Annotated in this window: 15 protein-coding genes; 7 read left to right on the plus strand and 8 right to left on the minus strand. The window is 70.8% G+C overall.

Annotation, left to right across the window (positions count from 1 at the left end):
* Positions 1 to 246 precede the first annotated feature (246 nt).
* Positions 247 to 711 (plus strand): MSMEG_3727 family PQQ-associated protein, encoded by a 465-nt coding sequence (locus tag EIL87_RS12540; RefSeq protein ID WP_125090500.1) that lies wholly within the window; start codon positions 247 to 249, stop codon positions 709 to 711.
* 13 nt (positions 712 to 724) lie between these two features.
* Positions 725 to 2425, plus strand: coding sequence for a PQQ-dependent dehydrogenase, methanol/ethanol family (locus tag EIL87_RS12545; protein WP_125090502.1), 1701 nt, complete (start codon positions 725 to 727; stop codon positions 2423 to 2425).
* A gap of 268 nt (positions 2426 to 2693) precedes the next feature.
* Here the strand turns inward: EIL87_RS12545 and EIL87_RS12550 are convergent, their stop codons facing one another.
* Positions 2694 to 3329 (minus strand): polysaccharide deacetylase family protein, encoded by a 636-nt coding sequence (locus EIL87_RS12550; RefSeq protein WP_325049453.1) that lies wholly within the window; start codon positions 3327 to 3329, stop codon positions 2694 to 2696.
* Positions 3330 to 3706: 377 nt separating this feature from the next.
* Here EIL87_RS12550 and EIL87_RS12555 point away from each other — a divergent pair, with 377 nt between their 5' ends.
* Positions 3707 to 5017 (plus strand): MFS transporter, encoded by a 1311-nt coding sequence (locus EIL87_RS12555; protein ID WP_125090505.1) that lies wholly within the window; start codon positions 3707 to 3709, stop codon positions 5015 to 5017.
* Between the two features lie 677 nt (positions 5018 to 5694).
* Here EIL87_RS12555 and EIL87_RS12560 read toward each other — a convergent pair.
* Positions 5695 to 6489, minus strand: a complete 795-nt coding sequence (locus tag EIL87_RS12560; protein WP_125090507.1) for a sulfite exporter TauE/SafE family protein — start codon at positions 6487 to 6489, stop codon at positions 5695 to 5697.
* A gap of 525 nt (positions 6490 to 7014) precedes the next feature.
* On the opposite strand from EIL87_RS12560, the gene EIL87_RS12565 reads away from it, so the two are divergent.
* The 4 genes from EIL87_RS12565 to EIL87_RS12580 all read left to right on the plus strand — a co-directional run bounded on the left by EIL87_RS12565 (position 7015) and on the right by EIL87_RS12580 (position 10574).
* A complete protein-coding gene (locus EIL87_RS12565) occupies positions 7015 to 7938 on the plus strand; it encodes an alpha/beta fold hydrolase (RefSeq protein ID WP_125090509.1) in 924 nt (307 codons plus the stop codon).
* Positions 7922 to 8797, plus strand: a complete 876-nt coding sequence (locus EIL87_RS12570; RefSeq protein ID WP_125090511.1) for a metal-dependent hydrolase — start codon at positions 7922 to 7924, stop codon at positions 8795 to 8797. Before EIL87_RS12565 ends, EIL87_RS12570 begins: the two co-directional genes overlap by 17 nt.
* A gap of 44 nt (positions 8798 to 8841) precedes the next feature.
* Positions 8842 to 9861, plus strand: a complete 1020-nt coding sequence (locus EIL87_RS12575) for a PDR/VanB family oxidoreductase (RefSeq protein ID WP_125090692.1) — start codon at positions 8842 to 8844, stop codon at positions 9859 to 9861.
* A 101-nt stretch (positions 9862 to 9962) separates the two neighbouring features.
* Positions 9963 to 10574, plus strand: coding sequence for a TetR/AcrR family transcriptional regulator (locus tag EIL87_RS12580; RefSeq protein ID WP_158628633.1), 612 nt, complete (start codon positions 9963 to 9965; stop codon positions 10572 to 10574).
* 112 nt (positions 10575 to 10686) lie between these two features.
* On the opposite strand, the gene EIL87_RS12585 is transcribed toward EIL87_RS12580, so the two are convergent.
* The 6 genes from EIL87_RS12585 to EIL87_RS12610 are packed head-to-tail and all read right to left on the minus strand — an operon-like array spanning position 10687 to position 18549.
* On the minus strand, positions 10687 to 12339 hold the full coding sequence (locus EIL87_RS12585; RefSeq protein ID WP_125090515.1) for a GMC oxidoreductase: 1653 nt from the start codon (positions 12337 to 12339) through the stop codon (positions 10687 to 10689).
* A 19-nt stretch (positions 12340 to 12358) separates the two neighbouring features.
* Positions 12359 to 12913 carry a TetR/AcrR family transcriptional regulator gene (locus tag EIL87_RS12590; RefSeq protein WP_125090517.1) on the minus strand — a complete coding sequence of 185 codons (555 nt, stop codon included), beginning with the start codon at positions 12911 to 12913 and terminating at the stop codon, positions 12359 to 12361.
* 32 nt (positions 12914 to 12945) lie between these two features.
* Entirely contained in the window at positions 12946 to 14868 is a 1923-nt protein-coding gene (locus EIL87_RS12595) for a PIG-L family deacetylase (RefSeq protein WP_125090519.1), read from the minus strand.
* On the minus strand, positions 14865 to 17111 hold the full coding sequence (locus EIL87_RS12600; protein WP_125090521.1) for a hypothetical protein: 2247 nt from the start codon (positions 17109 to 17111) through the stop codon (positions 14865 to 14867). The genes EIL87_RS12595 and EIL87_RS12600 overlap by 4 nt, the downstream gene beginning before the upstream one ends.
* On the minus strand, positions 17108 to 17539 hold the full coding sequence (locus EIL87_RS12605; protein ID WP_325049454.1) for a GtrA family protein: 432 nt from the start codon (positions 17537 to 17539) through the stop codon (positions 17108 to 17110). The genes EIL87_RS12600 and EIL87_RS12605 overlap by 4 nt, the downstream gene beginning before the upstream one ends.
* Entirely contained in the window at positions 17527 to 18549 is a 1023-nt protein-coding gene (locus tag EIL87_RS12610) for a glycosyltransferase family 2 protein (protein ID WP_325049455.1), read from the minus strand. Before EIL87_RS12610 ends, EIL87_RS12605 begins: the two co-directional genes overlap by 13 nt.
* Positions 18550 to 18626: the final 77 nt, after the last annotated feature.

Consider the following 18626-nt stretch of genomic DNA (forward strand, 5'->3'; position numbering starts at 1 on the left):
AGTTTTGGTGCGCTGCTGCCCGGCGTAACGTCCGGATTCGTTACGGGCCAACTCGTTTGGCCGTGAGCCGATCGCTCGATCGACTCGAAGAACTGTTCTCCCACGCGCCACAGAAGTGCTGCACGTGCAGGACTGAGGTGCCAGGTGTTCCTGTGACGGCTCGTGCGGACCGGGTCCGGGTGTCCGGTTCGGACCACCTCCTCTCTGGCGCCACTCGGGAACGGATTCACAAGGAGGTGAAGTCCGGTGACGACAACAGCGAAGGAACGCACCGATCTTCTCAGCGAGGTCGGGCTGGACGTGCAGAACGGGGCGGCGCTGGGCCGGGTGCTCGGCACCGGCACCATGCAGCGGGCGACCGAGAGGTCCGACGGCGTCATGGAGGCGACCGTCCGCATCCTCCCGGACCAGATCGTCTGGGATCCCTCGATCCTGGTCCTCCCGCACGGCGGCGACCTCGAGCTGACCTTGATCAACGACGACCTGAACACCCACTGCGCGCTGCTGCCGAGCAACGGCGACCGCAAGTTCATCTGGCTGGTCAACCACTCCAAGGGGCTGGCCCGGCTCAACCTCGACGGACCCGGTTACTACTGGTACAGCTCCCCGACCGGCAACGACGAAGGACGCGGGCTGACCGGCGCCATCGTCGTGCTCGGCGAGGTGCCGCCGGAGGCCCGCCTCGACCGCCCCGACCAGCCGCGCCCGTAGGGAGGAACGCTCAATGACCACCGCATACGTGGACGCCGGCGAGGCCATCGACCACGGCACCTTGACCGCGGCGCCTCGCAACGCGCCCAACGTGACTTCCAGCCTCGGGTACGAACGGCTGCTCGACGCGCGCTCGGAGTCGCAGAACTGGCTCACCTACTACGGCGCTTACGACGGGCAGCGCTACAGCCTGCTGGACCAGATCAACACCGAGAACGTGAAGAACATCGGTCCGGTGTGGATGTTCCAGTCGGGCACCTCCGGCATGATCGCCGGTGCGTCGACCTACGCCTTCGAAGCCACTCCCCTGGTCGTCGACGGGGTCATGTACCTCTCGGGCTGGGACGGCTGGGTGTGGGCGCTCGACGCCAAGAACGGCGAGCTCCTGTGGCGCTACAAGCACGCCGTGCCCTACGACGTGTCGCTGTGCTGCGGCAACGTCAACCGCGGTGTCGCCGTGGCCCGGGGCAAGGTCTTCTTCATGACGCCCAACGCGCACCTGCTGGCGCTCGACGCGGTGACCGGCGAGCGCGTCTGGGACAAGACCACCGGGGACGTGCGAGCCGGCGAGAGCGGGACGATGGCCCCGCTGGTCGTCAAGGACATGGTCGTCATCGGCAGCTCGGGCGGCGAGTTCGGCGTGCGCGGCCACATGGACGCCTTCGACATGGAGACCGGCGAGCACCGCTGGCGCTGCTACACGGTCCCCAAGCCGGGTGAACCGGGCGCGGAGACCTGGCCGTCCGACGGCGAGGCGTGGGCGCGTGGAGGGGCGAACCCGTGGATCACCGCGACGTTCGACCCGGAGTTGAACCTGCTGTACGCGGGCACCGGCAACCCGGCGCCGGACTTCGACGGCGCGGTGCGCGAGGGCGACAACCTCTACACCGACAGCATCATCGCCGTCGACGTCGACAGCGGTCAGATCCGGTGGCACTACCAGTGCACCCCGCACGACCTGTGGGACTACGACAGCACGATGGAGAACATCCTGTTCGACGAGGACGGGCGCAAGCTGCTCGGCCACTTCGACAAGAACGGGTACTTCTTCGTGGTCGACCGCACCAACGGCGAACTGGTGTCGGTGACGCCCTACGTGGACCGCATCGACTGGGGCACCATCACCCGCGACGGCAAGGTGACGCCCCGGAAGTACCCGGACAAGGAGGGCGAGCCGGTCCACTTCTTCCCCGGCCCGGCCGGCGCCAAGGAGTGGACGCACGCGGCCTACAACCCCACCCACGGGCTGTTCTACGTCCCCGTGCAGGACGTCGGCGCCACCGCCACCCGGCGGCGTCGCGAGTTCCGCGAGGGGATCCCGTACTGGGGCGCGGGCGTGCAGGTCGACGCCGACGACATGCGCGGCTCCATCAGCGCCTTCAACTCCAAGGGCGAGGAGGTGTGGCGCTGGCGCAACAACCTGCCGATGTGCTCGTCGGTGCTGACCACCGCCGGAGACCTGGTCTTCGCCGGCACGCCCTCGGGGGAGTTCATCGCGCTCGACGCCCGCAACGGCGAGAAGCTGTGGGAGTTCCAGTGCGGTAGCGGCCACCACGGCAGCCCGATGACCTACTCGATCGAGGGCAGGCAGTACATCGCCGTGCCGGTCGGCTGGGGTGGCTGGATCGAGGGCTTCCTGCCGGGCATGCTCGGCGCGGGCCACGGCAGCGCCCTGCTCGTCTTCGCGCTCCCGGAGACGGCAGCGACGAGGTAGACGGCACCATCCGCTGCGGGGGTGGGAGTTCCGACGGGAACTCCCACCCCCGCACCACGTTCGGGGCCGTGGACGGCGCACCGGGACCAGCTCGAGACGTCGGCGCTGTGCTGCGGTCCGCAGTCTCGCGTGGAACTCCCGGCCCACCTGCAACAGCGAACTGGTCTGACGTTCCACCGGCGGCGCGCCGGTCTCTCGCCCACCGCTACCCCGTCGAGGTTCTCGGCCTCGGACCACCGGGGACCAGGACCGCTGCCGTGATTCGGCGTCAGTCGAGGTCGGGGGCCACTGCTCGGCCCGTTTCCGGCGAGATCCGGCCCGGGCAGAGGTCGTGGGCACGCAGGGCCTCCGCGATCCCGGGGATCGCCTGGAGGGTGTTCGGCGGCCAGTCGTGCATGAGGATGACCTCGCCGTCGCTGAGGGCGGCGGTGGCCGCCACGATCTCGTCGACCGTGGCGCCGTCCCAGTCCCGGGAATCGACGTCCCACCTGATCTCGGTGAGCCCGTGGGAGGCGACGACCTCCTGGAGGAGGGCGTTGGTCTCCCCGTAGGGCGGCCGGAAGAGCTCCGGGGTCCCACCTCCCGCCTCGGTGATCGCGCGCTGCGTGCGGGAGACCTCGGCGTCCACCTCGGAGCGCGTCAGCTGGGTCATGTGCGGGTGGCTGTAGCTGTGGTTGCCCACCCACATCCCCGCGTCGACCTGCGATTCGACCAGCGAGGGGTGCGCGTTCGCGTGGTCGCCCTGGTTGAACATCGTCGCGCGCAGACCGTTCCGCTGGAGGGCGTCGAGCAGGTCCGCGGTGGTGCCTCCGGGGCCGTCGTCGAAGGTGAGCCCGACGTGACCGCGGCACATGCCCTCTGCTGGGGCTGCGGGGGCCACCACCACGACGGACGCCAAGACCACTCCGACAGCGCAGACTCGCGCACGGGTTCTCGCTGACATGGGCACCGCATCCTCCCGACCGCGTCGACGGAGAGCCGGAGCGAGTATGCGGAACCGTTGGTGATCGGTCAATCCCAACTTCCTGAAACTCTTTCTGCCCGTCGGGCCGCCCTCCGCGGACACGCACGCTGATGTGCGCTTCTTCTGAGACGAGCACCTTCCACATGAGCCGCGTGGAACCGGAGCTGTAGATCCCTTTTCCGAAACTTTCTGGCCTCACCGGAGCCGTCCGCGAAGTACCTCTTGTGGGGATTCGTCCCGATGGATACGGTCCCTAAAACTTACACCGTTAGTTATCTGGGTCACCCCGGATCAACACCCACCGGAGGACGACCGGCATGGCCTCCACCGCGACAAGCGCGCGGCGAGTAGCGCTCGCCAGCCTGATCGGGACCACCATCGAGTGGTACGACTTCTTCATCTACGGCACGGCCGCTGCGCTGGTGTTCAACCAGCTCTTCTTCCCCAAGTTCGACCCCGTGGTCGGCACGGTCGCGGCGTTCGCGACCTTCGCCGTCGGGTTCCTGGCGCGGCCCATCGGCGGTGTGCTGTTCGCGCACTTCGGCGACAGGCTCGGGCGCAAACCGATGCTCATCACCTCGCTCATGCTGATGGGCGTCGCCACGCTGCTGATGGGCCTGCTGCCCACCTACGCCACCATCGGGGTGTGGGCGCCGATCTTGCTGACGCTGCTGCGCTTCGCGCAGGGCATCGGTGTCGGCGGCGAGTGGGGCGGCGCAGCGCTCATGGCCGTTGAGCACGCCCCGAAGGGCAAGCGGGGCTTCTACGGCAGCTGGCCGCAGGTCGGCGTGCCAGCGGGCCTCCTGCTGGGCAACCTGACCTTCACGGCGCTGTCGGCGAACATGACCGACGAGACGTTCATGGCCTGGGGCTGGCGGGTCCCGTTCCTGTGCAGTGCGGTGCTCATCGTGGTGGGCTTCGCCATCCGGCTGAAGATCAGCGAGAGCCCGGTCTTCGAGCAGGCCATGCAGCGCAAGGAGCAGGAGCGCGCCGAGCAGATGCCGGTCGTCGAGGTGCTGCGCAAGCACCCGAGGACGATCCTGCTGGCCGCCGGCTCGTTCCTCGCCACCAACGCGACCTTCTACGTCGGCACCACCTGGATCGTCTCCTACGCGACCAAGACGCTCGACTACGAACGCACCACGGTCCTGAGCGCGAACGCGCTGCTGGCGGCCGTCGACATCCCGCTGATGATGGCGTTCGGCCTGCTGTCGGACCGCATCGGCCGACGTGGCATGTCGCTGAGCGGCATGCTGGTGCTCGCGCTGTTCGCGGTTCCCTGGATCATGCTGGTCGACAGCGGGTCTATCGGGCTGTTCCTGCTCGCCGGCATCGTCGTGCAGGCCTGCCGCACCGCGGTGTACGGACCGCAATCGGCGTTCTTCTCGGAGCTGTTCAGCACCCGCCTGCGCTACAGCGGGGCCTCGCTGTCCTACCAGATCGCGTCGATCCTCGGCGGTGGCATCGCCCCGATGATCTGCACGGCGCTGTTCGCGGCCACCGGCAGCTCGTTCTCCATCGCCGGTTACGTCGTGGTGCTGTGCCTGATCTCGTTCGTCTCGACCTACCTGCTCACCGAGACCTACAAGCGGGACCTCACCGACACGGCGACCCCGGTCAAGGCCTGACCGAGGCGACTTCCGCGCGGAGCCCGTGAGGGGCTCCGCGCGGAACCTCCGAAGGCCAGGCTCTGCCGAGGGACGCCGTCCCAGGGGTACCGGTGGACAGTGAGCAGGAACCTGAGCGGCGCCACCCGGTGCTCCTCATGCCTGCTCAACGCTCCGGCGTCGGCGCCACCGCCTGCACCGCCGTTCGAACTTCGCGCGAACTTCGAGGGCAGAAGTTCCCCCTCGAAGTTCGCGCGAGGTTCGAGCACCCCCGCGGACAGCAACTCAGCCGACGGAGGCCGCTGAACAGGAACGGGGATTGCGCAGGGGTGTCCACTGAGGAACTTCCCAGCGCACCACGTACGGATCCCCTCCCCCCACTCCAGTCAGGCCCACGCGTCACCCACCACCAGGCTGGTTCGACGTTCCCGCGAAACTCGACAACCACCGCGCGGACAGCAACCCAGCCGACAGAGGCCCCGGACCAGGAACGGGGACATCTCCGGCAGGGACCTCCACTGACGGAACGCCCCAGCGCGCCACGCCCGGGTCCCTCCCGCGCTTCGAGCCCGCGCTTCGAGGCCGCATCACGTCGCCCACGCCGACGCCTGTTCGAACTTCGCGCGGAGTGGGGACGGCCTGCGCGGTGCTGGGCCTGGAGCGGGGCTTCGTCGGATGGAGCGGCCCCTAGCAAGGTTTCAGCGGAGACCGGCGCCCATCGCGACGATCGTCATGAGCAGGAGGAGGCCGACGTAAGCCGCGGCGTGCACGGTGTCGCCGACCGGCGGTGGGCGGCGACGGAGCAGGACGATCACCGGGATCGCCGTCACCAACAGCACCATCGCTGAGCGCAGGTCGATCAGCCCGACTGTGCCGGCGCCCGGCGGATCCGGACTGGCCAGCAGGAACACGACCAGGGCGGGCAGGCTGATGGCGAAGGTCAGCGGGTTGGCCAGCGGCGTGGCCACCGCCATCGGCATGCCGCCGCGTCGCAGCAGCGGCACGGTCATCACGCTGCCGCCCACACCGAGGAACGAGGCCAGCGCACCGATCGGCACGCCGAGCGACGACCGGATCGGGAGGCCCTCCCCCGTGGGCACTTCGGAAGCGGACTGGCGGAGGAAACCCGGCCGGAGCACGACGTCCGCGAGCGTCGCACCGAGGTAGGCCACGAAGCCCCAGTGGATGAGCGGCGCCGGGGCCCACCCCGCGAGCAGCGCTCCCACCGCCCCACCGACCGCGAGCAGCGCGCACAGGTGCTTCGCCCCCAGCAGGTGGCGGAGCACTACGCGTCGCGTGGCCGAGGTCGCGACACCGGCGTTGACGACCATCACCACCGACGAGGTCGCCACCGCGACCGCGGCCGCCGACTCACCGAGATCCGCGTCGACCCACATGATCACCGGCACCGTCACGAAGCCCCCGCCGAAGCCGAACAACACCGTCGTCACACCGGTCGCCACGCCGACGAGTCCGAGGAAGAGGAGATCCACACCGGTCAGTCCACCCGGCGGACCACCGGCTGACAACCGATCTCCGCTCCGCAGGAAGACGTGTCGAGCCGGGTTCGATGAGGAGCGCCGCTTCCCGCTGACCGAGCGGTCCGGGCGCGGTCGCGCCGCTCTCCTGAGGGGTGGGAGAGTGCCGGGCTCGCACTCCTCCGCAAAGGTCCTCAACGCGACGAGGAGCACGCGCCGCCAACGGTGCCGGGCTTTCACCCGCCAAGCCCCACTCCGCGCCTCCACTGGCCGTGACGCACCTGATCGAGCACCTCGCTGGCCATGTGGACACCCGAGAGGCGAGCGCGCGAGCACCTGGTCCTGTGCTCGGCGCGCGCACCGATCCCCCCACGCCGACAACCGCCTCTCGCTGGTGAGCTCCGCGCTGTCGACGCGACGCGAAAGCTCCACCACCGCAGCGCTGCGACGCGCCCCCGGAACCAGCGAACTCTCCCGTTCCGACCGATCACGCCGCTTCGGCGGCACCGGCACTGTTGACTCGGTGTCTATATTGACATCATGTCTCACAACGAGGTGGCAGGCAGTCGGTCGCGGGTGGTCACCAGCGCCGACGGAGTGCGGATCGCGACGCACGAGCACGGAGACCCGTCGCAGCCCACGCTGATCGCGGTGCACGGCTACCCGGACGACCACACCGTGTGGGACGACGTCGTGGCGGAGCTCGCCGATCTCCACCACCTGGTGACCTACGACGTCCGCGGCGCCGGCCGCTCCGACGCCCCGGCCTCGCGGGCGGCGTACCGGCTGGACCGGCTCGAAGCGGACCTCTGCGCGGTCGTCGACGCGGTCGCACCGACCGGGCGCGTGCACCTGCTGGCGCACGACTGGGGGTCGATCCAGACCTGGCACGCCGTCACCGGGGACGCGCTGCGCGGGCGGATCGCCTCCTTCACCTCGATCTCCGGACCGTGCCTGGACCACGTCGGCCACTGGTTCCGGTCCCGGCTCGGCCGTCCGTCGGCGCGCGGGCTGCGCGAGCTGCTCAGCCAAGCCGTGCGGTCCGGCTACATCGCCTTCTTCCAGGTCCCCGGCCTCGCCGAGCTCGCCTGGCGCGCGAACCTGGTTCCCCGTGCGCTGCGGGTTCTGGAGCGCGGCGGCGTCGGGTCTCCCAGCGTCAGCGACGGGATCCAGGGGCTGGAGCTGTACCGCGCGAACGTGGCGCGGCGGCTGCGTCGCCCCAGCGAGCGCCGCGCGGAGATCCCCGTGCAGGTCGTGGCGCCCACGGGTGACCGCTACGTCTCCGCGCCCTTGCAGACCGGCATCGGCCGGTGGGTGCCCGACCTGCGCGTGCAGCACGTTCCCGGCGGGCACTGGTTGCCGCGCACCCGGCCCGATCTGGTGGCGCGCTGCGCGGCCGAGCTCGTCGACCGCGCCGAGCACACGACCGAGAACAGGAGGAACGCCCATGCCGACCCACGGTGAACCGGACCGCGTGGTCCTCCACGCGCGCAACGTCTCCTTCGACTGGACGGATCTGCCGCGCCACTGGATCCCGGGCGAGCCGTTCGCCGCGCACATGATCAACGTGCTGCACCTGCTGCTGCCCGAGGGCGAGCGGTGGTTCTGCCACGTGTTCAAGGAGGCGCTGCCGCTCATCCGCGATGAGCAGATCGCCGAGGACGTGCGGGGTTTCATCGGCCAGGAGGCCGTGCACGCCGAGTCGCACCAGGGCGTGCTCGACCACTTCGACACCCACGGACTGGACACCCGTCCCTACGTCCGGCAGATCGCCTGGCTGTTCGGCAAGCTGCTCGGCGACCGCGGGTACGCGGGCAAGCAGGGCCGGGAGTGGGTGATCGAGCGCGTCGCGCTCGTCGCCGCGATCGAGCACTTCACCGCGGTGCTGGGCCAGTGGGTGCTCGACGCGGAGGAGCTGGACGCCGTCGGCGCCGACCCCACCATGCTCGACCTGCTGCGCTGGCACGGAGCCGAAGAGGTCGAGCACCGCTCGGTGGCCTACGACCTGTTCACCCACCTCGACGGCCGCTACTCGCGACGCGTCCGCGCCCTGCTCATCGCGACGCCGATGTTCCTCTGGCTGTGGGCACGCGGCGTGCGGTTCCTGATGAGCCGTGATCCCGAGCTGCGCGGGCGGTCGAAAGCCCGCTGGCGCGACTGGCTGCGGTCCGGCCGGCTCGGCATCACCCCGAGCGTCGGGGACCTGCTGCGATCGCTGCCGCCCTACTTCCGGCCGCAGTACCACCCCTCCCAGCACGGGTCGACCAGCCAAGCCGTCGCCTACCTCGCCAAGTCCCCAGCAGCGCAGGCGGCTGATCAGTGAGCACCGCACCACCCGACCTCTACGGCCGCGGCCATCCCGACCGGATGTACCGGTTCCTCGAGCGGGCCGTGGCCCGCTACGCGCGCTGGGCGCACGCCAGCGCGCGGGGACGGCCGCCGGTCCAGGAGGTGCGGCGGGACCTGGACCTGGTGGTCGACGAACTGCGGCCGGAAGCCGAGGACGTGGTGAGCCTGCGGCTGGTCGACGCCGGCGGACGTCGGCTGCCCGGGTGGCACCCCGGAGCGCACCTCGACCTCGAACTGCCCTCCGGCCGCACGCGGCAGTACTCGCTGTGCGGCGACCCCGGTGACCGGCGCTCGTACCGCATCGCGGTGCGGCGCATCGCCGACGGTGGCGGCGGTTCGGTCGAGGTGCACGACGCGTTGCGCGCGGGGGCGAGGGTGCGGGTGCGCGGGCCACGCAACGCCTTCCCGTTCATCACAGCGCAGCGCTACCTGTTCATCGCGGGCGGCATCGGCATCACCCCGATCCTGCCGATGGTGCGCCTCGCCGCGGCGCGCGGTGCCGACTGGCGGCTGGTCTTCACCGGGCGCTCCCGGGCGACGATGCCGTTCCTCGGCGAGATCGCCGGGTTCGACCAGCGCCGGGTGTGGGTGCGCTCCGACGAGGAGTACGGCATCCCGGCCTCGGGCGCGGAGCTGCTCGAGCACGCGTCGCAGGACGCGGTGGTCTACTGCTGCGGACCGACACCGATGATCACCGGGGTGCGGCTGGACCTGCCCGCGAGTCCGGCGGATTCGCTGCACTTCGAGCGGTTCTCGCCGCCGCCGGTGGTCGGCGGGCGGCCGTTCCGGGTGGGCCTGGCCCGCCGCGGGCTGACCCTGCAGGTCCCAGCCGACCGCTCCGCGCTCTCGGTCATCCGCGAGCACGTCCCGGACGTGCCGTACTCGTGCCGGCAGGGGTTCTGCGGCACCTGCGAGGTCCGCGTGCTGTCCGGCTCGGTCGAGCACCGCGACGCCGCGCTGACCGAGGAGGAACGCCGCGACCGGATGATGATCTGCGTCTCGCGGGCCGCGGGCGAGCACGTCGAGCTCGACCTGTGATGCGAGAATCCGCAGGACGTCGACGGCGGGGAGGGCCAGTGGTGGAGCACTCGACTCGGTCCGCCCGGGCAGGGCGAGCGACCGCGCGCCGGCCTCGCCGGATGGCGCCCGAGCGGCGCCGCGACCACCTCATCGCAACGGCGCTGCAGATCTACAGCGACCGGTCGCCGCAGGAGGTGTCCGTCGACGACATCGTCGAGGCCGCCGACGTCTCGCGCGCTCTGTTCTACCGGTACTTCACCAACATCCGCGATCTGCACGTCACCGCGCTGAGCAAGGTCGTCGACGAGCTCCTGGTCGAGCTCACGCTGCCCTCCAGCGGCGACTTCCGGGCGGACCTGCGCACCGCGCTGGAACGCTTCCTCGAGTTCGCCGAGACCTACGCGGCCAGCTACACCGCCCTGCTGCGCAGCGGCTCCACCATCGCCACCAGTGGCACGTCCACCCTGGTCGAGCGGGTTCGCACGCACGTGGTCGACCAGCTGCGCGAGCACCTGGGCCTCGACGAAGCGGCGCCCGCCCTCGAGCGCACGCTGCGGGGCTGGGTCGCGGTCGTGGAGACGACGCTGCTGTCCTGGTTGGAGGACCGGGACATGACCGACGAGCAGCTCGAGTCCTGGCTCACCGACCAGCTCTTCGCGATGGTCAGCACGACAGCCCGGCACGACTCCACCACAGCCCGGAAGCTCCGCCTGTTCCTCGGGACTGGTTGAGACCCCGCGCGTTGCTCCGCTCGGCGGTGCGGGCAGCAGAACCTGAGCCGGCTCCGTGGTGGTGGGGGACGTTCCAGCCGAAACCTCCCCCACCACCCGGGAAAAGCCGTCGTCAGGCTCGGGTCCGGACGTCCTCGGCGAGGATGCGGGCGATGTTGCGCTCAGCGAGGGCGGTGATGGTGACGAAGGGGTTGACGCCGGTGCTGCCCGGGATCAGCGAGCCGTCGGTGACGTAGAGGTTGCGGTAGCCCTTGACCCGACCGTGCAGGTCCGTGGCCTCACCGAGCACCAGCCCGCCCAGCGGGTGGTAGGTGAACCGGTTCTCGAAGGCCCGCGTGTCACCGAAGAGGTCGTAGCGGTAGCTGGTGCCGTTGACCTCGTTGATCCGGTCGAACATCTGCTTCGCCGCGTCGATCGACGGCTGCCCCTGCTCCTCGCGCCAGTCCAGCACCGCCCGGTCGGCGCCCGGGTCGTAGTGGAACGTGCCGCGCTCCGGGTTGCGGGTGATCGCCAGGTACAGGCTCGCCCACGTCTCCAGACCTGCTGGTACGGGAGCGATTTCGGCGAACACCGGGTTCACCGGGTCGTCCCAGGCGTCGATGCCGAGCGCGGGCATGCCCGACTCCAGCGAACCGACCAGGTCCTGCCCGTGGTTGGCACGGCCGAGCATGACGTTGCCGTTGGTGCCCCAGCCCTGGCCGATCTCCTCGCCGAGGTTCGGCAGCGTTCCGGTGTCGCGAGCGCGCAGCAGCAGTTCGGTCGACCCCAGGCTCCCAGCCCCCAGGAACAGGTGGTCCGCGGTGAGCTGGTGGATGCCGAGGACGTTCCCGGACTCGTCGATCCGGCGCACCGACAGCGCGTAGCTGCCGTCCTGCTGCTGGGAGATGCCGCGGACCTCGCTCAGCGTCTCGATGGTGACGTTGCCGGTGCCCAGCGCGGCGGCGAGGTAGCTCTTGTCCAGCGAGCGCTTGCCGTGGTTGTTGCCGTAGATCACCTCGGAGGCCAGCGCCGAGCGCGGCACCAGGCCTTCCTCCTCGCGGCGCATGTAGTCGAAGTCGTAGACGCTGGGCACGAACGCCGTCTCGTACCCGGCCTTCTCCGCTGCGGCGCGGGAAACCCGCGCGAACTGGTAGGAATCGCAGGTCTCGAACCAGTCCCGGTCGACGTGGTTGGTGCCGAGCATCGCGTTGGCCAGCGGGAAGTACGTCCGGTACATCTCGTCGGCGTCGACCTGAGGCAGGACCTCCTCGAAGTACCAGCGCTTCGGGGTCACCGCCATCGCACCGTTGACCAGCGAGCCGCCCCCGACACCACGCCCGACGTAGACGGACATGTCGCCGTGGTCGACCCGGTCGAGCACGCCCGCGTACGGCTCGATGTCGCGGTTGGCGAGGTCCATCCACAGGAACGACGCCAGCGGCGCTTCGGTGCGCTCCTTGAACCACATGGCCCGGCGGTCGGGGGTGAGCATGCTGGAGAAGATGGTGCCGTCCTCGGCCGGGGTGTCCCACAACCGGCCCATCTCCAGCATCACGGTGGGCACGCCCGCCGCCCCGAGGCGCAGCGCGGTCACGGCCGCGCCGTAGCCGGTGCCGATGACGACGGCCGGCGAGTGCCCGGCGGCGTGCGCGGGTTTGCGGGTGGAGATGGTGGTCAGTCCGAGCGCTGCGGCGGAACCGAGGGCGGCCATGCCCATGAAGCGGCGGCGGGAGGTTGGAGCTCGCACACCGGGCCTTTCTGTCGTTGACGAAGCCTTACACCTCATGTCAACGATGTAAAGATCATCAAGTGACGCCCAGGCCGGGGACGAGGTGTCGGTGCAGGTACGCGCGCAGCTTGGAGTCCGAGCGCGACCTCGCGCTCTCGAACTGGACCAGCGACACCAGCCACCGCAGGCAGGTCTCGGCGATCTCCTCCAGCTCCGGTTCCAACTCCGGCTGGAACTCCAGCAAGGGCAGCAGGAACGAGCGCGACAGCTCCAGCGCTCCCGGCCCCAGCGGGTCGCCGTCGAACAGGATGGTCCCGCGCTGCGGGAACGCGATCGGAGCCAGCGCGGGGCTGCTGCGGAACTCCGCGCGCGCGGCGACCATCACCTCCACGACGTAGTCGGCGGCCGTGGACGCCTCCTCCCGCGCTCGCTCGATCACCCGCGAGATCACCCGGACCGCCGCGGTTTCCAGCGCTTCGGCGACGAGCTGCTCCAGGGTGCCGAAGTGCGCGTAGATCGTCGGCCGGGACAGGCCGGAGAGTCGGGCCACCGCACTGATCGACATGCCCTCGTAGCCCGCGGTCGCCATCCGCTGGACCGCAGCCTCGACGATCTTGGTGTGGACGTCCATCACCGTAGTATCCGACCCGGGCTCCCGGCCGATCAGTCCGCCCGTTCCGCGAGCACCGTGGGCGTGACCACCGCGGGACGCCAGCCGGTGAACGCGAGCCCACCTGGTGCTGGGGACCCGCGGTTGACCAGCAGCTCGCCGTCGAAGCCGAGCGCGATGAGCGTGACACCACCGCCGGGCTCGGCGACGACCGCCGGGTGATCGCTCACCGCTCCACCGAGCTCGGTCCACGGTTTCCCGGCGCCGTCGGCGACGCGGACCGCACCCGCCCCGTCCCGGGCCACCCGGATCAGGTCGGCGCCACTCCGCGGGCCGGACGTCACCAGCGTCGGAGCTCCTACCCCACCGGCCCCGGGGTAGGTCGTCCTCCCGGGTGACCAGCCCTGCCGGGTCGAGGCGAGTTCGACCAGCTCACCACCGCGGTCCGTGCGCACGAGCACCCGGATCGAGCCGTCGCGGGCGCGTTCGGCCTCCGGCGGACCGGCCGGGTGGGCGGAGCCGATCGGCACCTCCTCGGGGTGCGCGGTCCCGGCGCGCGGAACCTGCCAGCGCAGGACCTTCCCGCGCGTCGCGGCGAAGACGTGCACCACGCCGTCCTCCGCCGGGACGACCGAGAGACCGTCCTGGACGTCGGTCCCGCCGAGCTCGGTCCACGGCTGCCAGCGCGCGCTGCCCGGGGAGACCTGCCTGCGGATGCTCACCCCGCCCGCGGAGTTCTTCACCGCGAGCACGATCCGGCCGTCCGAGTCCACGGTGGCGGCGGGCGGTCCGTTCTCCGCCGGGTCGGCCGCGGCGGGCGCGTCGACCACTTCCCACCTCGGGTGCGACCCCTGGCGCAGCAGCAGGATCCGCGCGCCGTTCGCGCTCTGCGCCACGAGAGTTCCGCCGAGCAGCGTCACCTGCGGCCGCAGCGGTTCCGGCAGCGGCAGCAGGTCGGGGCCGGCCCAGTCGCCGTCGGCTGAGCGGGTCCAGCGGGCAAGTCCGTGCGCGCGCACCGCGTACGCCTGCACGGCACCGCCTTCGCCCCACGCCGCCCACCGGCCGCGACGCGGGTACCGGTAACCGCTGTTGTCGCTCCAGATCTGGTACATCAAGCCTTCGGCGAACACGTCGTGCCGGGCGTAGGCGCTGAACGCCGCACGGGTGGTGCGCTTGTCCACATCGGACAGCGCGGCGGGGGTGTCGGCGACGTTGTAGTCGCGGTAGGTCACCACCATCGGTGAGAACGCGCTCGGCCGGTGCGCGGCGAGCGCCTCCCGGGTCAGCGCCGCGCCGGCGACGTGGTCGGGGTGGTTGTGCACCCCCACCCAGACGTTCTGGTAGCGCCCGTCGGGCTGGTCGTCCTGCAGCCGCACCACCGTGGGCTGCAGGTGGTCGAACAGAGCCGTGAGGGCGTCGACCACCGCGCCGCGGTCGAACGTCTGCGGGTACGGGACCGTCGCCCCTGCCGGGACCGTGGTGGTGACGGTGAGCGACGGGTCCGCGCGCATCCGGGTCAGCGTGTGTTCGCCGTGCTGCGAGTTGGCGTCCTCGGGCAGGTTCAGGAACACCAGCCGCACGTGCGGGGCTTCGCGCAAGGTGTCGACCTCGGCCAGGCGGCCACGCCCCACCGGGATCGTGCCTCGGACCCAGTCGTTGGGCTTGCGGACCATCTCGGCGTAGGCGGCCCGGGTGCCCTCCTGCCGCGCCGCCCCGTAGCGCGCCTTGTTCGACACGTCGGCTTCACCGGCGGTGAGGTAGATGCCGGTGGTCTGCCGCCCGCTGCGCAGGCCTTCGGCCAGGTCGGGGTTCATGAACAGCAGGTCGTCGTCGGGGTGCGCGACGATCTGCACGTGGTGCGCCGGCGGCAGCGGAGCCGGCGGTTCGGGCTCGTCGGCGGGCGGCTTCGGAGGCCCCTGGCAGGTGGCCAAGAACAGCAGCACGGCTCCGAGACCGAGCGCCGCGAACCGGCTCATCGCGCCGCTCCGGTGGTGTCCCTGCGGCGCGAGATGACCTGGTGGAGCCCGACTCCGGCGGCGAGCAGCGCTCCCCCGGCCAGCGACACCAGCCCGAGCCGCAGGCTCGGCGGGGTCCAGGTGATCTCCACCCGTCCCGCCCCGGTGTGTCCGGCCGGGAGCACGACCTCCAGCATGCCGCCCGGTCCCGCGTGCGCCGGCACCCGAACGCCGTTGAGCGTGGCGGTGTAGCCGGGCCAGGCGCTCCTGGCGAAGACCAGCCGCCCCGGCGCACCCGAGGCCCGGTGGACCTCGACGGCTTCGGCGCGCGGTCCGCTCGAGGTGTCCGAGCGCACCTGCAGGTGCGGCGAGGCCCAGCTGAGGTAGCCGGTGCCCGCCGAGGCGGGGACGTCCCTGCGCAGGACGCTGACCCGGTCGTTCCGCTCGGCGAGGTGCCAGCCCTGCGGCACCGCCGGCTGCGGGACGCTCGCGCGCTGCACGACGACGGTGTCCAGCAACATCAGGTCCGCGAGCGGGACCGTGGCGCCGCGCGGCGTGCGCCACAACGCGTCGTAGGCCTCCGGGCACGTGGACCCGTGGTAGTTCATGCACAGCTCGTCGGAGATCGGCATGTACCCGATGCCCGAGTAGGAGCCGACGCTGTCCACATCAGACAGCAGGAAGGAGTTGCCGATCACCATGTCGCGCCACACCTCCCGCGGCGCCTCCTCCGCACCCTCCTCGTTGAGCGAGGAGTGCCCGATCTGCAGCACACGTCCCTCGTAGCGGCCCGCGTAGTTCTCGCGCATCTGCTCGGGCGAGGTCGGGAAGAGCGACCGCTCGACGGGTCCGCCCCCGATGAACCACACGCACTGCGCGCAGAAGACGAGCGCGGTGCCGACCTGCAGCACCGCCAGCAGCGCCCTGCTGCCGCGCCTGCGGTGGAGCGCCACACCGGCGGCGATGAGCAGTCCGATGAGGACGGTGATGGCCACCGTACGCTTGAGCGTCACGAGGTCCGGGGAGCGGTCCACGGCGAAGAACACCGACACCAGCAGGAAGGTCGCCGTGCCCGCCGCGCGCACGCGCGGCCGGTCCGTCCGCAGTCCGGCGGTGAGCACCACGGCCAGCAGCACCGCCAGCGCGAGGTATCCGTAGTGCACCACCCGCAGCGGCCAGCGGAACATCCACACCTCGGCCGGTCCGAGCGCGACCACCAGGTAGAAGGCCGCGATCAGCGCGGGCGCGGCCAGCTCGCGCGCCCGCCTCCGCAGCACCGACCAGTCGCACCAGAACGCGAGCGGGAGCACGAACCAGCAGAGGTACACCGCGGGCACGCCCACGCCCTCGATGTCCGGCACGTAGGTGGGCATGCTGAGGTTGAGCAGGTCGTCGAGGTGCGGCTCCAGGGTCCCGGTGTTGTCGACCCCTCCCGAGGTGGTGCGCCAGGTCATGTGCGCCGTGCGCACCAGCGGCAGGTACACCAGCGGCACGACCGCCCCGATCGCCACCGAGACGAGCGTCAGCCTCGCCGCCTGCGCCCACTTCCGCTGCAGCGCGGCCTCGACCAGCACGGCCGCGAGCACTGCGCAGACACCGAGCAGGCCGTAGGGGTTGCCGGCGGTCACGGCGAGCACTCCGACGAGGAAGAGCAAAAAACCGTTGGTGCCACCGCGCACCACGCGACTCGCCAGCAGCCAGACGAACGGGACCCACACGAACGCCAGCAGCGCGGCCGGCCACTTCGCGGTGTCGAAGTGCAGCAGCGAGCCCGTCAGCGGCAGCGCCGTGGCCAGCGCGCTCGCCGACCAGCGGGCCGCGCCGTAGTGGCGGCACAGCAGGTAGCAGCCGAGCGCGATCAGCGCGAGGGCCGCGGTGCGCACCACGAGTCCGGCCACGCCCACGTCGGAGGAGAAGGACACGCCCACCCACACCAGGGCGTTGACCGGGCTCCAGATGCCGAACAGCGTCTCCGCGGCGAGGTTGCCGCCCATCAGCAGGTCCGGGTCCAGCAGCGGCGGCCAGACCCCGTCCCGCACCTGGTTCCCCAGGTGGTACCACATGGGCAGGATCTGGGTCGCCGCGTCGTCGGCGAAGTAGAACCACCCGGGCCGCAGGACGGGCAGTTGCGCCAACGCGGCCACCAGGAGGCAGGTGAGCAGGGGCGCGGCCGCCCGGCCGCGATCGCGGCCGGGCGCGGGGACGGAGGCGGGCTCGCTGCGTTCGACCTTCTCGGCCGGGGCTGCCTCGACGACGTGGGTCACCAGGTCCTCCCGATGGGCAACGACTCGTCAGGACGCGGACGCGGCACGCGGGTCCGCGAGGTCAGGATCAGCCGGCTCACGACGTAGGTGGCCGGGGTGGCGATCAGGCCGCCGAGCACGGTCGCCAGCAGCGGGTGGACACCGACCACTTCGACCAGCACCCACATCGACGCCGCACTGAGCGCGAGGTTGACGCCGTTCGACGCCGGGTACAGCAGGAACGTCCGCAGCTGGGGCTGGACGCGGAAGGTGTACCGGCAGTTGAGCAGGTAGGACACCGACATCGCCACGACGGTCGCCAGCACGTGCGCGACCAGGTACCCGACCACCAGCCACGTCGCGAGGTACACCGAGTAGTGCACGACCGTGTTCACACCGCCCACCACGACGAAGCGCGCGAACCGGCCGCTCCCGCTCAATCCGCGCACTGCTGACCCCCGTTGCCCGCCGCGGGGTCGGCGACCAGCGGGGCGTCGGAAGGCAGGCGCGGCACGACCATCCGCGGCGCGGCGTCCTCCACGGACATCGCCACCGCGCCGCCGGACTCCTTGATGAAGTAGCACGGCCGGTTCTTCGACTCCACGTAGATGCGCCCGACGTACTCGCCGACCACGCCCAGCAGCAGCAGCTGCATGCCGCCGAAGCCGGTGATGCCCACGATCAGGGTCGCGTAACCGGGCACGCCGGGATGACCGATCAGCGCGCAGACGATCACGTACACGGCGTAGACCGCGGCCAGCAGCGTGACGACGGCTCCGATGTAGACGGCCGCGCGCAGCGGCTTGCTGTTGAACGAGACGACGCCGTCGATGCCGTAGTTGACGAGCTTGCCGAAGCTGAAGCAGGACTGGTCGTACTTGCGGGTGACGTTGCGGTACGGAACCGTCGCCGTTGGGAAGCCGACCCACGCGAACAGCCCCTTGGAGAACCGGTTGCTCTCCGGCATGGCCAGCAGCGCGTCGACCGCCCGGCGGGAGAGGACGCGGAAGTCGCCCACCCCGTCCTCCAGCTGCACGTCCGCCAGCTTGTTGACGCCGACGTAGTACAGCTTCGACAGCAGCGACCGCACGCGCGGCTCCCCGTGCCGGTCGCGCCGCGCGACGACCTGGTCGTAACCGAGGTCGAGCTGCCTGAGCATGTCCCCGATCAGCCACGCCGGGTGCTGCAGGTCGGCGTCCATGATCAGGACCCGGTCGCCGCTCGCCTCGCGGAGCCCGGCCAGCATGGCCGCTTCCTTGCCGAAGTTCCGGCTCAGCGACAGGTACCGGTAGCGCGGGTCCAGCGCGCTCAGCCGGCGTGCCTGGTCGAGCGTGCGGTCGGTGCTGCCGTCGTCGACGAGCACGACCTCGAAGCGGCCCACGAGTGCGGGCAGCACGGCGTTGAGCTCGTCGCGGAGCTCCTGCAAACCGCGCTCCTCGTTGAAGCACGGAACCACCACGGAAAGATCCATCATCGCCACTCGCGCACAAATCGGAAGATCACGAAAACGACTCGAAGAGTTCGATCATTCGAAAA

It is taken from the genome of Saccharopolyspora rhizosphaerae, assembly GCF_003931915.1.
Taxonomy (GTDB): domain Bacteria; phylum Actinomycetota; class Actinomycetes; order Mycobacteriales; family Pseudonocardiaceae; genus Saccharopolyspora; species Saccharopolyspora rhizosphaerae.